Annotated in this window: 19 protein-coding genes; 15 read left to right on the top strand and 4 right to left on the bottom strand. The window is 61.9% G+C overall.

Annotated elements, in window-relative coordinates:
* Window positions 1-127 precede the first annotated feature (127 nt).
* On the top strand, window positions 128-979 hold the full coding sequence (locus tag GN234_RS04345; RefSeq protein WP_176687940.1) for a CAP domain-containing protein: 852 nt from the start codon (window positions 128-130) through the stop codon (window positions 977-979).
* Window positions 980-1,180: 201 nt separating this feature from the next.
* Here GN234_RS04345 and GN234_RS04350 read toward each other — a convergent pair whose 3' ends face one another.
* Genes GN234_RS04350 through GN234_RS04360 form a run of 3 tightly spaced genes read right to left on the bottom strand, consistent with a single transcriptional unit; the run spans window position 1,181 to window position 4,338 of the window.
* Window positions 1,181-1,978: a transglutaminase family protein gene (locus tag GN234_RS04350; protein ID WP_109755325.1), complete on the bottom strand. Its 798-nt coding sequence runs from the start codon at window positions 1,976-1,978 to the stop codon at window positions 1,181-1,183.
* Window positions 1,975-2,925: an alpha-E domain-containing protein gene (locus tag GN234_RS04355; protein ID WP_003201699.1), complete on the bottom strand. Its 951-nt coding sequence runs from the start codon at window positions 2,923-2,925 to the stop codon at window positions 1,975-1,977. The genes GN234_RS04350 and GN234_RS04355 overlap by 4 nt, the downstream gene beginning before the upstream one ends.
* 3 nt (window positions 2,926-2,928) lie before the next feature.
* Window positions 2,929-4,338: a circularly permuted type 2 ATP-grasp protein gene (locus tag GN234_RS04360; RefSeq protein WP_003201697.1), complete on the bottom strand. Its 1,410-nt coding sequence runs from the start codon at window positions 4,336-4,338 to the stop codon at window positions 2,929-2,931.
* Between the two features lie 631 nt (window positions 4,339-4,969).
* Between GN234_RS04360 and GN234_RS04365 the strand changes: the two genes are divergently transcribed.
* From GN234_RS04365 to GN234_RS04395, 7 genes are read left to right on the top strand one after another with little or no spacing between them, the layout of a single operon-like run.
* The gene (locus GN234_RS04365) at window positions 4,970-5,560 is read left to right on the top strand and encodes an amino acid synthesis family protein (protein ID WP_116832332.1); all 591 of its coding nucleotides are present in this window, start codon (window positions 4,970-4,972) and stop codon (window positions 5,558-5,560) included.
* A 45-nt stretch (window positions 5,561-5,605) separates the two neighbouring features.
* Window positions 5,606-6,439: an alpha/beta fold hydrolase gene (locus GN234_RS04370; RefSeq protein WP_116832331.1), complete on the top strand. Its 834-nt coding sequence runs from the start codon at window positions 5,606-5,608 to the stop codon at window positions 6,437-6,439.
* Entirely contained in the window at window positions 6,436-7,917 is a 1,482-nt protein-coding gene (locus GN234_RS04375) for an aldehyde dehydrogenase (protein WP_176687941.1), read from the top strand. Before GN234_RS04370 ends, GN234_RS04375 begins: the two co-directional genes overlap by 4 nt.
* Window positions 7,918-7,929: 12 nt before the next feature.
* Entirely contained in the window at window positions 7,930-8,415 is a 486-nt protein-coding gene (locus GN234_RS04380; RefSeq protein ID WP_109755322.1) for a flavin reductase family protein, read from the top strand.
* 46 nt (window positions 8,416-8,461) lie between these two features.
* Window positions 8,462-8,866: a carboxymuconolactone decarboxylase family protein gene (locus GN234_RS04385; protein WP_109755321.1), complete on the top strand. Its 405-nt coding sequence runs from the start codon at window positions 8,462-8,464 to the stop codon at window positions 8,864-8,866.
* Between the two features lie 60 nt (window positions 8,867-8,926).
* A complete protein-coding gene (locus GN234_RS04390) occupies window positions 8,927-9,679 on the top strand; it encodes a GntR family transcriptional regulator (RefSeq protein ID WP_109755320.1) in 753 nt (250 codons plus the stop codon).
* Window position 9,680: 1 nt separating this feature from the next.
* On the top strand, window positions 9,681-10,244 hold the full coding sequence (locus tag GN234_RS04395) for an NUDIX hydrolase (protein WP_109755319.1): 564 nt from the start codon (window positions 9,681-9,683) through the stop codon (window positions 10,242-10,244).
* A 6-nt stretch (window positions 10,245-10,250) separates the two neighbouring features.
* On the opposite strand, the gene GN234_RS04400 is transcribed toward GN234_RS04395, so the two are convergent.
* A complete protein-coding gene (locus tag GN234_RS04400) occupies window positions 10,251-10,544 on the bottom strand; it encodes a DUF1330 domain-containing protein (protein ID WP_176687942.1) in 294 nt (97 codons plus the stop codon).
* Between the two features lie 82 nt (window positions 10,545-10,626).
* On the opposite strand from GN234_RS04400, the gene ribBA reads away from it, so the two are divergent.
* The 7 genes from ribBA to GN234_RS04435 all read left to right on the top strand — a co-directional run bounded on the left by ribBA (window position 10,627) and on the right by GN234_RS04435 (window position 17,553).
* Window positions 10,627-11,736, top strand: a complete 1,110-nt coding sequence (gene ribBA, locus GN234_RS04405; protein WP_176687943.1) for a bifunctional 3,4-dihydroxy-2-butanone-4-phosphate synthase/GTP cyclohydrolase II — start codon at window positions 10,627-10,629, stop codon at window positions 11,734-11,736.
* A 283-nt stretch (window positions 11,737-12,019) separates the two neighbouring features.
* A complete protein-coding gene (locus GN234_RS04410) occupies window positions 12,020-13,045 on the top strand; it encodes an ABC transporter substrate-binding protein (RefSeq protein WP_109755316.1) in 1,026 nt (341 codons plus the stop codon).
* Window positions 13,042-13,965 carry an ABC transporter permease gene (locus GN234_RS04415; RefSeq protein ID WP_176689554.1) on the top strand — a complete coding sequence of 308 codons (924 nt, stop codon included), beginning with the start codon at window positions 13,042-13,044 and terminating at the stop codon, window positions 13,963-13,965. The genes GN234_RS04410 and GN234_RS04415 overlap by 4 nt, the downstream gene beginning before the upstream one ends.
* Before the next feature lie 6 nt (window positions 13,966-13,971).
* Window positions 13,972-14,781 (top strand): ABC transporter permease, encoded by an 810-nt coding sequence (locus GN234_RS04420; RefSeq protein ID WP_053125546.1) that lies wholly within the window; start codon window positions 13,972-13,974, stop codon window positions 14,779-14,781.
* A 17-nt stretch (window positions 14,782-14,798) separates the two neighbouring features.
* On the top strand, window positions 14,799-15,950 hold the full coding sequence (locus GN234_RS04425) for an ABC transporter ATP-binding protein (RefSeq protein ID WP_109755313.1): 1,152 nt from the start codon (window positions 14,799-14,801) through the stop codon (window positions 15,948-15,950).
* A gap of 44 nt (window positions 15,951-15,994) precedes the next feature.
* On the top strand, window positions 15,995-16,480 hold the full coding sequence (locus GN234_RS04430) for a flavin reductase family protein (RefSeq protein ID WP_109755462.1): 486 nt from the start codon (window positions 15,995-15,997) through the stop codon (window positions 16,478-16,480).
* A 29-nt stretch (window positions 16,481-16,509) separates the two neighbouring features.
* Window positions 16,510-17,553, top strand: a complete 1,044-nt coding sequence (locus GN234_RS04435; RefSeq protein ID WP_109755312.1) for an LLM class flavin-dependent oxidoreductase — start codon at window positions 16,510-16,512, stop codon at window positions 17,551-17,553.
* The last annotated feature ends 52 nt before the right edge of the window (window positions 17,554-17,605 follow it).

The raw sequence follows: 17,605 nt of genomic DNA on the forward strand, positions 1-17,605 counted from the left end.
CTTGAGGATCATCCCGAACGCTACCCAACGGTGCCGTTCCAAGGGATTTCAAGAGAGCGTGAATACCGTTGCCCCAGCGGGGCAAAAATTGCGCATCATAGGCGCCGTCCGCTCAAGGGAGATTTACATGCGTGCCATTTCATCCGTCATGGGTCTTGTCGTGCTGTCGCTGGGCCTGGTGTTCACCACCAGTGCCACAGCCACCGAAGAGACACAGCTGGTCGAGTCCATCAACCTTTACCGCAGCCAGTCCCAAAGCTGTGCCGGCCAGGCCTCGCTGGAGTTGCCACCGCTGGCGATGGATTCGCGGCTGATCCTGTCGGCCAATGGCATCGGCGACTTGCAGCAGGCGCTGGCGCGGGCGGCCTATCCAATGGTCAACGTGCAGGCCATCAGCCTGTCCGGGCCGCGCGACGCGCAATCGGCCATGAAAGCCGTCCAGGAAAGCTTCTGCCAGGTGGTGCTCGACCCGCAATTCGTCGACATTGGCGTCAGCCGCCTGGATCGCGAATGGCGCATTGTGCTGGCACGCCCCCTGTTGTCGGCGCGCCTGGGCGACTGGCAAGCCGAGGGCCAGAAACTGCTGAAACTGATCAACAGCGCCCGTGCCCAGCCGCGCCGTTGCGGCACCGAAGCCTTCACCGCCACCACACCGCTGGCCTGGAACGCCACCCTGGCCCTGGCCGCCGTGAATCACACCCGGGCCATGGCCAACAACAATTTCTTCGATCACAAGGACCGTGACAACCGCATGCCGGGCGACCGCGCCGAACTGGCGGGCTATCTCGGCCAGTTGATCGGCGAAAACATCGCCGCCGGGCAGGACACGGCCCTGAAAGTGGTGGACGGCTGGCTGGCCAGCCCCGGGCATTGCGCCAACCTGATGAACCCGCAGTTCCGCGAGTTGGGCGCCGGGTATGCGACCGATCCGAAAAGCGATGCAGGGATTTATTGGACGGCGATGTTTGGCACCCAATAGCGCGGTGGCAGAGCCGTCGCCATCGCGGGCAGGCTCGCCCCCACAAGTTTTTTTGGGTGTTCATGGGAACGATGCGGTACGCCATCGACCTCAATGCCGGTACTGGCGTCGTTGAGGTTTCGGCGATCAAGATGAAAGCGAAGCTGCCTGAAAGAAAGGTTCATGGCCGAATTCACAGAACAATCCTTCAGGCTTCCCCGGCTACTGGTGCTGCACCTGCACCATCGAGCTCACCTGCACCCGCGCCTGCATCTGCTCCGCACCACCGCCGCGGCGCATGCCGCGTACCGGGCAGGCGTCGAGGTAGTCCAGGCCGATCGCCAGCTTCAGGTGGCGGTCGGGAACAGTCAGGCGGTTGGTCACGTCGAAGCTGTACCAGCCGTCATCCAGCCAGGCTTCGGCCCAGGCATGGCTTGCCAGATGGCTTTCATCGTCGGTGCACAAATAGCCGGAAACATAGCGCGCGGGAATGCCCAGGCTGCGGGCGCAGGCCAGGAACGCATGAGTATGGTCCTGGCAGACCCCCGCCCCGCCGGCAAACGCCTCGGCGGCGGTACTGTTGACCGCTGTCGTGCCGGGACTGTAAGGCATCCGCGCCGCCAGCCCATTCATCAGATCGGTCAAGGCCGAACGATCGCGCCGGCCTGCGCATTGCTCGACGGCGAAGGCGCTGAGGGTCTCATCTGCCTGGGTGAGGCGGCTGGTGCGCAAAAACGGCAGTGGCGACTGGTTGTCCGGCTCCATCGCTATCGACTGATGGATTTCCACCTCGCCATAGGCCGTCAATACCAAAGCCCCATGGGGCTCGTCCATGGTCATCACGTGCAGGATGTTGCCGTAAGGGTCGATCTGGCTGCGCACCAGGCGCGGCAGCTCCAAGTGCCATTCAAGGATGCGCTGGCGCTGGCTGTCCTTGGGGGTCAGGCGCAGGAACTGGATGCTGGTGCAGACTTCATCGGCATAGCTGTAGGTGGTGTCGTGGCGTATGGACAGTTTCATACGACCTCCAGATAAGACTCATGAACGGTCTGGCCCAAGTGACGGATCTGGCCAATGAGGTCGGTCAACCATTGATGCAGGCCCGAGGCGAGGATCTCGTCGATCCCGGAATAGCGCAGGCGCGCATTCAGTTCGGCGGCCAGGCGTTGCGCCGGCCGACCGTTGTTGCCCGGCAGGCTGGCGAGGATATGGTCCAGTTCCTCGATACAGGCATGCAGCGAGCGCGGCACATCGGCGCGCAACAGCAACATCTCCGAGACCTGCTCGGCGTTGGGCGCATTGCGGTAGATCTCGTTGAACGCCTCGAACGAAGACAGCGCGCGCAATAAGGCACTCCACTGGTAATAACCGCGGGCCGAGTTGTCGCTGACCTCCTCCGATTCCTCGCCGAACATCTCATAACGCGCATCCAGCAGGCGCAGGGTGTTGTCCGCCCGCTCGATAAAAGTCCCCAGGCGAATGAAACAATAAGCGTCATTGCGCATGATCGTACCCGACGTCGCGCCACGGAACAGGTGCGAACGTTCCTTGACCCACTCGCAGAAATGGCTGATGCCGTAGCGGCCCAGGCCATTGCTGGCGATGTTGCGCATTTCCAGCCAGGTGGCGTTGATGTTCTCCCACATGTCGGCGGTGATGCGTCCGCGCACCGCGTGGGCATTGGTCCGCGCCGCCCGCAGGCAGCTGTAGATACTGCCAGGGTTGGTTTCATCCAGTGCGAAGAAATGCAGCATGCGCTCGGTGTTGAGCGCGTCATAACGGGCGTTGTAGTCGTCCAGCGTACCGGCGGCCAGCAGCGACATCGCCAGCTCGGCATGGCCGTCGCTGCGCCCGGCCTGGGGCATCAGCGACAGCGAATAGCTGACTTCAAGCATGCGCGCCAGGTTCTCGGCGCGCTCCAGGTAGCGGGACATCCAATAGAGGTCCGAAGCAGTTCTTGAAAGCATGTCTTAGTCCTCCACGACCCAAGTGTCTTTGGTGCCGCCGCCCTGGGACGAGTTCACCACCAGCGAGCCCTCGCGCAGCGCCACGCGGGTCAGCCCGCCAGGCACCAGGCGGGTTTCCTTGCCCGACAGCACGAACGGACGCAGGTCGATATGGCGCGGCGCGATGCCGCTCTCGACAAAGGTCGGGCACGTGGACAGGCTCAAGGTCGGCTGGGCGATATAGGCTTCGGGACGGGCCTTGAGGCGTGCGCGGAAATCTTCGATCTCCGCCGCGCTGGCGGCCGGCCCGACCAGCATGCCGTAGCCGCCGGAGCCCTGGGTTTCCTTGACCACCAGATCAGGCAGGTTGGCCAACACATGGGACAGGTCCTGGGGCTTGCGGCACTGCCAGGTTGGCACGTTCTTCAGGATCGGTTCTTCGGTGAGGTAGAAGCGGATCATCTCGTCGACGTACGGGTAGATCGACTTGTCATCGGCCACGCCGGTGCCGACCGCGTTCGCCAGCACCACATTGCCGGCACGGTACACGGCGATCAGCCCCGGCACGCCCAACATCGAATCGGGGTTGAACGACAGCGGGTCGAGGTAGGCATCGTCAAGGCGACGATAAATCACATCCACCTGCCGAGGGCCGGCGGTGGTACGCATGTAGACGTGGTCGTCACGCACGAACAGATCGGCACCTTCCACCAGCTCCACACCCATTTCGCGGGCGAGGAACGCATGTTCGAAATAGGCACTGTTGAAGCGCCCCGGGGTCAGCACCACAGCGGTGGGATTTTCGAGGGGGCTTGAGCTCTTGAGGGTGTCGAGCAACAGGTTCGGGTAATGATCGATAGGGGCCACGCGCTGGGCGGCGAAGAGCTCGGGGAACAGGCGCATCATCATCTTGCGGTCTTCGAGCATGTAGCTCACGCCGCTGGGTGTGCGCAGGTTGTCCTCCAGCACGTAGTAGCTGCCGTCACCGTCGCGAACCAGGTCGACGCCAGCGATATGGGCATAAATGCCCCGGTGCAGGTTCAGGCCCTGCATCGCGATCTGATAACCCTCGTTGGCGAGCACCTGCTCGGGAGGAATGATGCCTTCCTTGAGGATGTGTTGCCCGTGGTAGATGTCGGCCAGGAACATGTTCAGGGCCTGGACCCGCTGAATGCAGCCCCGCTCGACCATCTGCCATTCACTGGCCTTGATGCTGCGAGGAATGATGTCGAACGGAATCAACCGTTCAGTGCCCTGCTCGTCTCCGTAGAGGGTGAAAGTGATACCGGCTCGGTGGAACAGCAGGTCGGCTTCGCGGCGGCGTTGTTCAAGCAGTTCAAGCGGCGTGTCCGCCAACCAGCGTGAGAAGGCTTGGTAATGCGGGCGGCAGTCACCCTTCGCGTCATACATTTCATTAAAAAAAGCGTGGGGCATAGCCAACTCCCAGCCGCGTTCTACACGGCATTTCTTATCACTTCGTCATTCCAATGGTCCGGCCTTGCTTTGCTTTAATGAGCCCTGTTTCTCTGAGCACCTCGATAGGCATGGGTCTCTGGTCTGGCCTTTGCGTCTGGATGACGTGCGCCCCCTGGTTAAATTCGCGTGATGCATGGCTCCTATAGGTTGGGTTTCCTTGAAGCGGTAGCAAAGGCTGTGCCTAAGCGCAGCGAATCGGATCCAGCTTGGAAAAAACGCCTTAAAAGTGCGCCATGGCGAAATTTGTTTTCATTTCTGCGACAAAAGCCTCTTTAAAGGCTGAAACGTTTATTTCAGCTTTTCCCTACATGCCCCGGAACGGGTCGAATCGGTGCAAGAAGGTGGGTAGCCGCCGCCGGATGCCCTGAAATGGGGAAATTTATACCCATTCGCTGCAGATACACATTTCACCTGTGGCGAGGGGATTTATTCCCTCGCCACAAGAGCGAGCGCGTCGATCCCGCAGCAACCTCAGCACCTCCAGCCTTCCGTCGCCTCCCTTCGCACAAATTCATTAGCAGCATTTGCTTCGACAGTATTATGGTATACCATCATACGCATAGACTTATTCACCGCCCAGGAGCAGCCCATGAGTTTCGAAATCCGCAAGATCGTCAGCTATGTCGAAGAAACCTTTATCGAAGGCGGCAAGACCACTGACAAACCGGTGACCATGGTCGGGCTGGCGGTGGTGATGAAAAACCCTTGGCTGGGTCGCGGCTTCGTCGAAGACCTCAAGCCGGAAATCCGCGCCAACTGCTCCGACCTCGGCGCACTGATGGTCGAGCGCCTGGTGGGCATCATCGGTGGTGCGCAGAAGATCGAAGCCTATGGCAAAGCCGCCGTGGTGGGTGCCGACGGCGAAATCGAGCACGCCTCCGCCGTGATCCACACCCTGCGCTTTGGCAACCACTACCGTGAAGCGGTCAAGGCCAAAAGCTACCTGAGCTTCACCAACAAGCGCGGCGGCCCGGGCACGTCGATCCAGATCCCGATGATGCACAAGGACGACGAAGGCCTGCGCTCGCACTACATCACCCTGGAAATGCAGATTGAAGACGCCCCGCGTGCCGACGAAATCGTCGTGGTACTGGGCTGCGCCGATGGCGGCCGCCTGCACCCGCGTATCGGCAACCGCTACATCGACCTGGAAGAACTGGCCGCCGAGAATGCGCAGTGATCCAGCCTGGGCAACCACAATAAAAAAGGCATGCAGGAGCGCTCCATGATTCGGCTCACCGCTGAACTCACCCCGGCCGGCACCAGCTTCCTGGCAACCGGCCAAGGCCAACCCGTGGTCTTGATCCACGGCGTGGGCCTGAACAAAGAAATGTGGGGCGGCCAGGTCGTTGGCCTGGCCACGCAATACCAGGTGATTGCCTACGACATGCTCGGCCATGGCGCCAGCCCGCGTCCGCAAAGCGGTACCGGGCTGCAGGGCTACGCCGACCAGTTGCTGGAACTGCTCGATCATTTGCAACTGCCTCAAGCGACGGTGATCGGTTTCTCCATGGGCGGCCTGGTGGCCCGGGCGTTTGCCTTGCATTACCCACAGCGCTTGCAAGGCCTGGTGGTGCTCAACAGCGTGTTCAACCGCAGCGCCGAACAGCGCGCCGGGGTCATCGCCCGTACCGCCCAAGCCGCCGAACATGGCCCGGACGCCAATGCCGAGGCGGCGTTGTCGCGCTGGTTCAGCCGTGAATACCAGGCGGCCAACCCGGCGCAGATCGCCGCGCTGCGCCAGACCCTGGCAGGCAACGATCCCCAGGGCTACCTGACCACCTATGAACTGTTCGCCACCCAGGACATGTACCGCGCCGATGACCTGGGCGACATCCAGGTCCCGACGCTGATCGCCACCGGCGAACTGGACCCCGGCTCGACGCCGGAAATGGCCCGGCAGTTGGCCGAGCGAATTCCAGGCGCCACCGTTGCCGTGCTCGCCGAGCAGAGGCATATGATGCCGGTGGAATCGCCGCGCCTGGTCAACCAGCTGTTGCTGGAATTTCTCGACACAGCAAACGCCCGACAAAACCAAATAAAGGGGATCGTTGCATGACACTCGCACGCTTTTCGATGTGCATCGGCGGTGAATGGGTCGATGCCTTGTCCGGCAAAACCTTCGAAAGCCTGAATCCGGCCCTGGCCCAGCCCTGGGCCGAGCTGCCTGACGCCGACGAAGCCGATGTCGAGCGCGCCGTGCAGGCGGCGCAAACCGCTTTCGATAGCCCCGCCTGGCGCGGCCTGACCGCCACCGCTCGCGGCAAACTGCTGCGTCGCCTGGGTGATCTGATCGCCGAAAACAAAGAACAGCTGGCCCAGCTGGAAAGCCGCGACAACGGCAAGTTGATCCGCGAAACCCGTGGCCAGGTCGGCTATCTGCCGGAGTTTTTCCATTACACCGCCGGCCTGGCCGACAAGCTCGAAGGCGGCACCCTGCCGCTGGACAAGCCGGACCTGTTTGCCTACACCGTGCACGAAGCCATGGGTGTGGTCGCGGCGATCATTCCCTGGAACAGCCCGCTGTACCTGACAGCGATCAAGCTCGCCCCGGCGCTGGCGGCGGGCAATACCATCGTGATCAAACCGTCCGAGCACGCCTCGGCGACCATTCTGGAGCTGGCGCGCCTGGCCCTGGAAGCGGGGATCCCGCCGGGCGTGGTCAATGTCGTCACCGGTTACGGCCCGAGCACCGGCGCCGCCCTCACCCGCCATCCGCTGGTGCGCAAGATCGCCTTCACTGGCGGCGCTGCCACGGCCCGGCATGTGGTGCGCAGCAGCGCGGAAAACTTCGCCAAGCTGTCGCTAGAACTGGGCGGCAAATCACCGAACATTATCTTCGCCGACGCCGATCTCGACAGCGCCATCAACGGGGCGATTGCCGGGATTTATGCCGCATCCGGCCAGAGCTGCGTGTCCGGTTCGCGCTTGCTGGTGCAGGAGGAAATCTACGACGAATTCGTTGCGCGCCTGGTCGAACGGGCCCAGCGCATCCGCATTGGCAACCCGCAGGAAGACGCCAGCGAAATGGGCCCCATGGCCACCGCCCAGCAACTGGCCGTGGTCGAAAGCCTGGTGGACGACGCCATCGCCGAAGGCGCCCGCCTGCGCCTGGGCGGCAAGCGTCCAAAGAACCTGGGGGACGGCTGGTTCTATGAACCGACCCTGTTCGAATGCGACCGCAACTCGATGAAGATCATGCAGGAAGAGGTCTTCGGCCCGGTGGCCTCGGTCATCCGTTTCAAGGACGAAGCCGAAGCCCTGGCAATCGCCAACGACTCGCAGTTCGGCCTCGCCGCCGGTATCTGGACCCGCGACCTGGGCCGCGCCCATCGCCTGGCCCGGGACGTGCGCTCCGGGATCATCTGGGTCAACACCTATCGCGCGGTCTCGGCCATGGCGCCTATCGGCGGTTTCAAGAACAGCGGCTATGGACGCGAAAGCGGCATCGATTCGGTGCTGGCTTATACCGAACTGAAGACGGTGTGGATCAATCTTTCCCAGGCGCCAATGCCTGATCCGTTCGTGATGCGCTAGGAGTCCTGAGAAATGATCGAACCCGGCATCTACAAAGAAGTCATGAGCTCCTTCCCGTCCGGCGTCACGGTGGTCACCACCCTGGACCCGGACGGGAATATCGTCGGCATCACCGCCAGTGCGTTCAGCGCGCTGTCGATCGACCCGGCACTGGTGCTGTTCTGCCCCAACTACGCTTCCGACACCTACCCGATCCTGCGCGACAGCAAGCAGTTCGCGATTCATTTGCTCTCGGCTGACCAGACCGCCGAAGCCTACGCATTTGCAGGCAAAGGCAAGGACAAGGCCAAAGGTATCGACTGGCACCTCAGCGAACTGGGCAACCCGCTGCTTAGCAAGGCCACGGCGATTATCGAATGCGAACTGTGGCGCGAATACGATGGCGGCGACCACGCGATCATCGTTGGCGCGGTGAAGCACCTGATCCTGCCCGAGCAACCGGTCACACCGATGATCTACCACAAGGGCAAGCTGGGCCCGCTGCCGGCACTGGCCTGATGGCTATACACATCCCACAGGTTCATCCACTTTTTCAGGCAGCCCCATGAGCAACGACAAATACGAACAAGGCCTCAAGATCCGCACTCAGGTGCTGGGCGAGGCTTATGTGCAACGCTCCATCGAGAACGCCGACGACTTCACCCGCCCCTTGCAGGAAATGGTCACCGAATACTGCTGGGGCCATGTCTGGGGTCGAGAGGGTTTGTCCCTCAAGGAACGCAGCATGATTAACCTGGCGATGATCTCGGCGCTCAATCGCCCCCATGAACTCAAGCTGCATGTGCGTGGCGCCTTGCGTAACGGCTTGAGTCGTGAGCAAATACGCGAAATTCTGCTTCAGGTCGGTATCTATTGCGGCGTCCCGGCTGCCGTGGACAGTTTCCGGCTTGCCCGTGAAGCCTTCGCCGAAGCCGACGCCGAGGCCTCCAGTCAACCCTCGGCTGTTTGATCTGAACGTGCACGGATGTTGCCCGTTTGGCATGGACAGCCATATTACAGAGCGGACCCCATGAAACGCCTGCCACTCGACGACAGCTTCAAGGTCAATCGCAACCCCGTTACCCTGCGCGAGATCGTGCTGGATAAGCTGCGAAGCGCCATCATGAACTTCCAGCTTCTGCCGGGCGATCGCCTGGTCGAGCGCGACCTGTGCGATCGCCTGGGCGTGAGCCGCACGTCGGTGCGCGAAGCGTTGCGCCACCTCGAATCCGAAGGCCTGGTGGAATTCGCCGATGCCAAGGGCCCACGGGTGGCGATCATCACCCTGGCCGATGCCGGCGACATCTATGAATTGCGTTGCGTGCTCGAAGGCTTGATCGTCCAGCTCTTCACCCTGCGGGCCAAGGCCAAGGACATCAAGGCCCTGGAAAAAGCCCTCGAGGAAAACCGCAAGGCCCTCAAGGATGGCGAGCTGCAACAAGTCATCGATTCGGTGCAAGGCTTCTACGACGTCTTGCTCGAAGGCTCCGGCAACCATGTCGCCGCCACCCAATTGCGTCAGTTGCAGGCCCGCATCAGTTACTTGCGGGCCACATCGGTGTCCCAGGAAAACCGTCGCGGCAGCAGCAACCAGGAAATGGAACGCATGGTCGAGGCCATCAAGAGCGGCGATCCCCTGGCTGCCCACCAGGCGTGCGTCGACCATGTACGCGCCGCTGCCAAGGTTGCCCTGGAGTACCTCAAGCGCCAGCAGGAAGAAACCGGTGATATCCCTGAAATCACGGCGCCCATCGCCCTGAAAGAACCCCGTATAGGTCGCTGAGATGTTCAGCCCGAGCTTTTGTCCAAAGTGTGGCGGCAGTGACCTGAGTCACCGCCTGCCAGCGGGCGATACCCACCAGCGACTGATGTGCGGCGGCTGCGGCTACATCCATTACGTCAACCCGAAGATCATTGCCGGCTGCATCATCGAGCAGGACGGCAAGTACCTGTTGTGCCAGCGCGCCATCCCACCGCGCCCCGGTACCTGGACATTGCCGGCCGGCTTCATGGAAGGCGGCGAAACCACCGAGGACGCGGCGCTGCGGGAGGTCTGGGAAGAGACCGGCGTGCGCGCGGAAATTGTCTCGCCCTACTCGATCTTCAGCGTGCCGAAGATCAGCGAGGTGTACATCATCTTCCGCGCCACAGCCCTGGAGATCACTGGCCAGTACGGGCCGGAAACCCTCGACTACAAATTCTTCGCCCCCCAGGACATTCCCTGGGACAGCATCTATTACCCGGCCATCCGCCAGATCCTCGAACGTTATATCGAGGAACGCCAGGCCGGGGTCTATGGCATCTACATCGGCAACGACGACAGCGGCAAGATCCATTTCATCCGCTGACAGGCTTCAAGGCGCCACGCCCTCGACGATGATCACCTCGGCCCGTGCCACACCCTCGCGATGTTCCTTCGCCGCCTGATACTGCTCTGAGTGATAACAGGCCAGCGCCTGCTCGTATGAGTCGAACTCGATGACCACGCTGCGTTGTGGCGTAGCCCTGCCCTCCACCGCCTCGCTGCGCCCGCCCCGGGCCAGCATCCGACCACCGTACTGAGCAAACGCCGCTGGCGCCCGCTGGGTGTATTGGCTGTATTGATCGGGGTCGGTGACATCCACATGAGCAATCCAGTACGCCTTCATAGTGACCTCTCGGCTTGTTTCGTATTATGGTATACCACAACGACATTCCAGCAAGCCCCCATCCAAACAAAGAGAGCCCGACATGGCCTTTAACAGCATTCAGGAAATCATCGAAGACTATCGCCAGGGCAAGATGGTGTTGCTGGTCGATGACGAGGATCGGGAAAACGAAGGCGACCTACTACTCGCCGCCGACTGCTGCAACGCCCAGGCCATCAGCTTCATGGCCCGCGAAGCCCGTGGGCTGATCTGTCTGACCTTGACCGACGAACATTGCCAACGCCTGGGGCTGGAGCAGATGGTGCCAAGCAACGGTAGTGCATTCAGCACAGCTTTCACCGTTTCCATCGAGGCCGCCACGGGCGTGACCACCGGTATTTCCGCCGCCGACCGGGCACGCACCGTCGCCGCCGCCATGGCCGCCGATGCGGGGCCCAGCGATATCGTGCAGCCGGGGCATATCTTCCCATTGCGGGCCAAGGAAGGCGGCGTGCTGACCCGCGCCGGGCACACCGAAGCCGGGTGCGACCTGGCGCGCCTGGCGGGTTTCACACCGGCATCGGTGATCGTCGAAGTGATGAACGACGACGGCACCATGGCCCGCCGCCCGGACCTGGAGATTTTCGCCCGCAAGCACGGGATCAAGATCGGCACTATCGCCGACCTGATCCACTACCGCCTGAGCACCGAGCACACCGTGGTACGCATTGGTGAACGGGAACTGCCCACCGTGCACGGTACCTTCCGCTTGTTCACCTTCGAAGACCGTATCGAAGGCGGCGTACACATGGCGATGGTGATGGGCAACATTCGCCGGGAAGAACCGACCCTGGTGCGGGTGCATGTGATCGACCCGCTGCGGGACCTGGTGGGCGCCGAATATAACGGCCCTTCCAATTGGACGCTGTGGGCGGCCCTGCAACGGGTCGCCGAAGAAGGCAGTGGCGTGGTGGTGGTGCTGGCCAATCACGAGTCGTCCCAGGCGTTGCTCGAGCGTGTACCGCAGTTGACCCAGCCGCCACGACAGTTCAGCCGCTCGCAATCGCGCATCTATTCTGAAGTGGGCACCGGAGCGCAGATTCTCCAGGACCTGGGCGTCGGCAAGTTGCGACACCTGGGCCCGCCGCTCAAATACGCGGGGTTGACCGGGTATGACCTGGAGGTGGTGGAAAGTATTCCCTTCACCGGATAAACCCGAGACAACACACAACGCCTTGTGGGAGCGGGCCTGCTCCCACAAAAGATCGCGAAAAACCCGGCCGGACAGATAGCCGGTACGGCAAAATGCTTGCAGAAAGTTTGGAATACCATAATATGATATTCCATAGACCGAACACTTCAGCCAAGTGCCCCTCGACAGGGAAAGCACAAACAAAAGCCCTTGGCTCGGTCGCCTTTAAGGCCAGATGGACCTACTGCTCCCGATAGGCGGGCAACAAAAGCCCGCTCAAAAACACAACAATGAGGGCGTGAAAATGGTGTTGAAGAAAAGTGCAGCCGCAGTACTGTTCGCAGGTTTGCTGGCCACAGTCAGTCATGTGGCAATGGCGGCGGAAAGCGTCAACTTCGTCAGTTGGGGCGGCAGCACCCAGGACGCGCAGAAACAGGCTTGGGCCGACCCGTTCAGCAAGGCCAGCGGCATCACCGTGGTCCAGGATGGCCCGACTGACTACGGCAAGCTCAAGGCCATGGTCGAAAGCGGTAACGTGCAATGGGACGTGGTCGACGTCGAGGCGGACTTCGCCTTGCGCGCCGCCGCTGAAGGCCTGCTCGAGCCCCTGGACTTCTCGGTCATCCAGCGCGATAAGATCGACCCACGCTTCGTCTCCGATCACGGCGTCGGTTCGTTCTATTTTTCGTTCGTCCTCGGCTACAACGAAGGCAAACTCGGTTCCGGCAAGCCCCAGGACTGGAGCGCACTGTTCGACACCAAGACCTACCCCGGCAAACGCGCCCTGTACAAATGGCCAAGCCCTGGCGTGCTTGAGCTGGCCTTGCTGGCCGACGGCGTAACGGCCGACAAGCTCTACCCGCTGGACCTGGACCGCGCCTTCAAAAAACTCGACACCATCAAGAAAGACATTGTCTGGTGGGGCGGCGGTGCCCAGTCCCAGCAGTTGCTCGCCTCCGGCGAAGCCAGCATCGGGCAGTTCTGGAACGGGCGCATCTATGCCTTGCAACAGGATGGCGCTCCCGTCGGCGTAAGCTGGAAGCAGAACCTGGTCATGGCCGACATCCTGGTCATTCCAAAGGGTTCGAAGAACAAGGCCGCGGCCATGAAGTTCCTGGCCCACGCCAGCAGCGCCAAGGGTCAGGCCGATTTTTCCAACCTGACCGCCTATGCCCCGGTCAACGTCGACAGCGTCGCACGCCTGGATTCGGTGCTCGCTCCCAACCTGCCGACCGCCTACGCCAAGGACCAGATCACACTTGATTTCGCGTACTGGGCCAAGAACGGTCAGGACATCGCGACACGGTGGAACGAATGGCTGGTCAAATGAAAATAGCGGCACCGGCAACCCAGCACACCGCTGGCGCTGCCGGTGTGACAATCGCCAAGACCGTTGCCCCGCAAACCCCGTCGCCGGCCCAGCGCTGGCGCGGGAGCGGCAATCTGCTTCCCGCCCTGCTGTTCCTCGGACTGTTCTTCCTGGCGCCGCTGATTGGCCTGTTGTTGCGCGGCGTGCTGGAACCGGTGCCCGGCCTGGGTAATTACGAGCAACTGTTCGCCAACTCGGCCTATGCGCGGGTGTTGATCAACACCTTTTCGGTGGCCGGGCTGGTGACGCTGTTCAGCCTGCTGCTGGGTTTCCCCCTGGCCTGGGCCATCACCCTGGTGCCCCGTGGCTGGGGCCGTTGGATGCTGAACATCGTGCTGCTGTCGATGTGGACCAGCCTGCTGGCCCGCACCTACTCCTGGCTGGTGTTGCTGCAAGCCTCCGGGGTGATCAACAAGGCGTTGATGGCCATGGGCATCATCGACCAACCGTTGGAGATGGTGCACAACCTCACCGGCGTGGTGATCGGCATGAGCTACATCATGATCCCGTTCATCGTCCTGCCGTTGCAGGCAACCATGCAGGCCATCGACCCGATGATCCTGCAGGCCGGCTCCATCTGTGGCGCCAGCCCCTGGACCAACTTCTTCCGGGTGTTCCTGCCGCTGTGCCGACCGGGGCTGTTCTCCGGCGGGCTGATGGTGTTCGTGATGTCCCTCGGTTACTACGTGACCCCGGCACTGCTGGGCGGCGCGCAGAACATGATGCTGCCGGAATTCATCATCCAGCAGGTGCAGTCGTTCCTCAATTGGGGGCTGGCCAGTGCCGGCGCCGCCTTGTTGGTGGCGATCACCCTGGTGCTGTTCTACTTCTACCTGAAGCTCCAGCCGGAATCCCCGGTAGGTGCCAGCAACGCGAGGTAAGCCGTCATGCTCCTGACTCCCAATGCCATGAGCCGGCGCATGCGGTTCGGGCTGTACTTCACCACTGGCCTGATCGCGCTGTTCCTGCTGTTGCCGATCGTGTTCATCGTGCTGCTGTCGTTCGGTTCGTCCCAGTGGCTGGTGTTCCCGCCACCAGGCTGGACCTTGAAATGGTACGGCCAGTTCTTCTCCAACCCCGACTGGATGAGCGCGGCCCTGACCAGCCTCAAGGTCGCGGTACTGACCACCGTCTGCGCCGTGGCGCTGGGTTTGCCGACCGCGTTTGCCCTGGTCCGCGGGCGCTTTCCCGGTCGGGAAATGCTCTATGGCCTGTTCACCCTGCCGATGATCGTGCCGCTGGTGATCATCGCGGTGGCGGTGTACGCGTTGTTCCTGAAACTGGGTTACACCGGGACGATGTTCGCGTTCGTGGTCAGTCACGTAATCGTCGCACTGCCCTTCACCATTATCTCGATCATCAACTCGCTCAAGCTGTTCGACCAATCCATCGAGGATGCGGCGGTGATCTGCGGCGCCTCACGCCTGCAAGCGGTGTTCAAGGTGACCTTTCCGGCGATTCGCCCCGGCATGGTCGCCGGCGCCTTGTTCGCCTTCCTGGTGTCGTGGGACGAGGTGGTGCTGAGCGTGATGATGGCCAGCCCGACTCTGCAAACCCTGCCGGTAAAAATGTGGACCACCCTGCGCCAGGACCTGACGCCCGTGATCGCCGTCGCTTCGACGCTGCTGATCGGCCTCTCGGTGTTGGTGATGGTGATCGCCGCCGCCCTGCGCCGGCGCAATGAAATCAGCGCCTGAGCGCCTAGGAGAATACGATGAGTGCCGTCAAAGACCCCGCACAACAGCACAACAAGACCCTGGTCAGCCTGCGCAACCTGAACAAGCACTACGGCGACTTTGCCGCCGTGGACGACATCTCCCTGGACATCCAGGACGGTGAATTCCTGACCTTCCTCGGCTCCAGCGGCTCGGGCAAGAGCACCACGCTGTCGATGCTGGCCGGGTTTGAAACGCCCAGCAGCGGCGAAATCCTGGTGGGAGGCAAATCCCTGGTCAACGTGCCACCGCACAAACGCGACATCGGCATGGTGTTCCAGCGTTACTCACTGTTCCCGCACCTGTCGGTGCGCGACAACATCGCCTTTCCCCTGGCGATTCGCAAACTGGCCAGCGCGGAACGCGAGCGCCGGGTCGATGCCATGCTCAAGCTGGTGCAACTGGGCGAGTTCGCCCATCGGCGTCCTTCGCAACTCTCTGGCGGCCAACAACAGCGTGTGGCGATCGCCCGGGCACTGGTCTATGAACCACGCATTCTGCTGATGGATGAACCACTCGGCGCCCTGGATAAAAAACTCCGCGAAGACCTGCAGGACGAACTGCGCCAATTGCATCGGCGCCTGGGCATCACCATCGTCTACGTCACCCATGACCAGGAAGAAGCCATGCGCCTGTCCCAGCGCATCGCCATTTTCAGCCACGGCAAGATCGTCGGCCTGGGCAGTGGCTATGACCTCTACCAGAACCCACCGAACGCGTTCGTGGCCTCGTTCCTGGGCAATTCCAACTTCCTCAAGCTCAAGGCCCAGGGCAACGCGGTAGCCTCCTTCGAAGGCCAGCCACTGTCTATCCGCCTGACCGCTGGCCTGCAAATCGAGCAGGACGTGCTGCTGATGGTGCGCCCGGAAAAAGCCCTCGCCTTGAGCGTCGAGCAAGCCGGCCAGGAACCCTTGGCGGCTGGCTGGAATGAAGTCTCGGCCAAGGTCGTCGAAGTGCTGTTCCTTGGTGAAAGCCAGACCTGCAGCGTGGTGACCTCGGGCGGAACCTCGATGACCGTCAAGGCGCTGTCCGCCGCCGGCATGCCGCTCAAGGCCGGCGACCCGGTGCGTGTGCGCTGGGCCACCGCCGATGCCTGCGTCTACACCCAATGGGCCGAGAGCGACCTGAACAAAGCCGCAGGTGCCCATTGATGAACATTGCGCGCCCACAACCGATAAAGCCCGAGGATCGTCCGATGATCGATGCCAGTGTCTACAAACAAGTCATGGGCTCGTTCCCGTCCGGGGTGACGGTGATCACCACGCTCGATGACGATGGGCAGATCGTCGGCCTCACCGCCAGCGCGTTCAGCTCGTTGTCGATGGACCCAGCCCTGGTGCTGTTCTGCCCCAACTACAGTTCCGACTCCTACCCGGTGCTGATCAAGAACCGCCGCTTCGCCATCCACGTGCTCTCCGGCGGTCAGCAGAACGAAGCCTATGCCTTCGCGCGCAAAGGCAAGGACAAGGCCCAGGGCATCGAATGGACCCTGAGCGAGCTGGGCAACCCGTTGCTGAGTAACGCCACCGCCATCATCGAATGCGAACTGTGGCGAGAATACGAAGGCGGCGACCACGCCATCATGGTCGGTGCCGTGAAGAATCTGATCGTGCCGCAACACACACCGGGGCCGCTGGTTTATTGCCACGGCAAGATGGGCGCCCTGCCCGTCCTCGCCTGAACCGATCGCCAACAACAAGAGAAAGCGCCATGAAATTTTCCCTGTTCGTACACATGGAGCGCTGGGACGAAAGCGTCAGCCATCGCCAGTTGTTCGAAGACCTGACCGAGCTGACCCTGCTGGCAGAGGCTGGCGGTTTCAGCACCGTGTGGATCGGCGAACACCACGCCATGGAATACACCATCTCGCCAAGCCCGATGCCGCTGCTGGCGTACCTGGCCGGCAAAACCACCACTATCCACCTGGGCGCGGGTACCATCATCGCGCCGTTCTGGCACCCGCTGCGGGTGGCCGGCGAATGCGCGCTGCTGGACGTGATCAGCAATGGCCGTATGGAAGTGGGCCTGGCCCGGGGCGCCTATCAAGTGGAGTTCGACCGCATGGCCGGCGGCATGCCGGCATCCTCCGGCGGCCAGGCGCTGCGGGAAATGGTCCCGGTGGTGCGCGCCCTGTGGCAAGGCGACTACGCCCACGATGGCGAGATCTGGAAATTCCCCACCTCCACCAGCGTGCCCAAGCCGATCCGCAAACCCTACCCACCGATGTGGATCGCCGCCCGCGACCCGGACTCCCACAACTTCGCCGTCGCCAACGGCTGCAACGTGATGGTCACGCCGTTGATGAAGGGCGATGAGGAAGTCCTGGACCTGAAGAACAAGTTCCAGGCCGCCCTGGACAACAACCCCGACGTGCCACGCCCGCAATTGATGGTGCTGCGTCACACCCACGTGCATGCCGTGGATGATCCCGAAGGCTGGAAGGTTGGTGCCCAGGCGATCTCCAGGTTCTATCGCACCTTCGATGCCTGGTTCGGCAACAAGCAAGTACCGGTCAACGGTTTCCTCGCGCCAAGCCCGGAAGAAAAGTTCGCCGAGCGTCCGGAGTTCCAGCTGGAGAACATCCGCAAGAACACCATGATCGGCACGCCGCAGGAAATCATCGAACGCATCAAGTACTACCAGGAACTGGGAGTGGATGAGTTCAGCTTCTGGTGCGACAACAGTCTGCCCCATGCCGAGAAGAAGAAATCCCTGGAGTTGTTCATCCAGCAGGTGGTGCCGGTGTTTCGCTGATCGGTTATCTGGCCATCGCGAGCGGGCTCGCGATGGCCAGATAACTGAAACA

The organism is Pseudomonas bijieensis, from assembly GCF_013347965.1.
GTDB classification, from domain to species: domain Bacteria; phylum Pseudomonadota; class Gammaproteobacteria; order Pseudomonadales; family Pseudomonadaceae; genus Aquipseudomonas; species Aquipseudomonas bijieensis.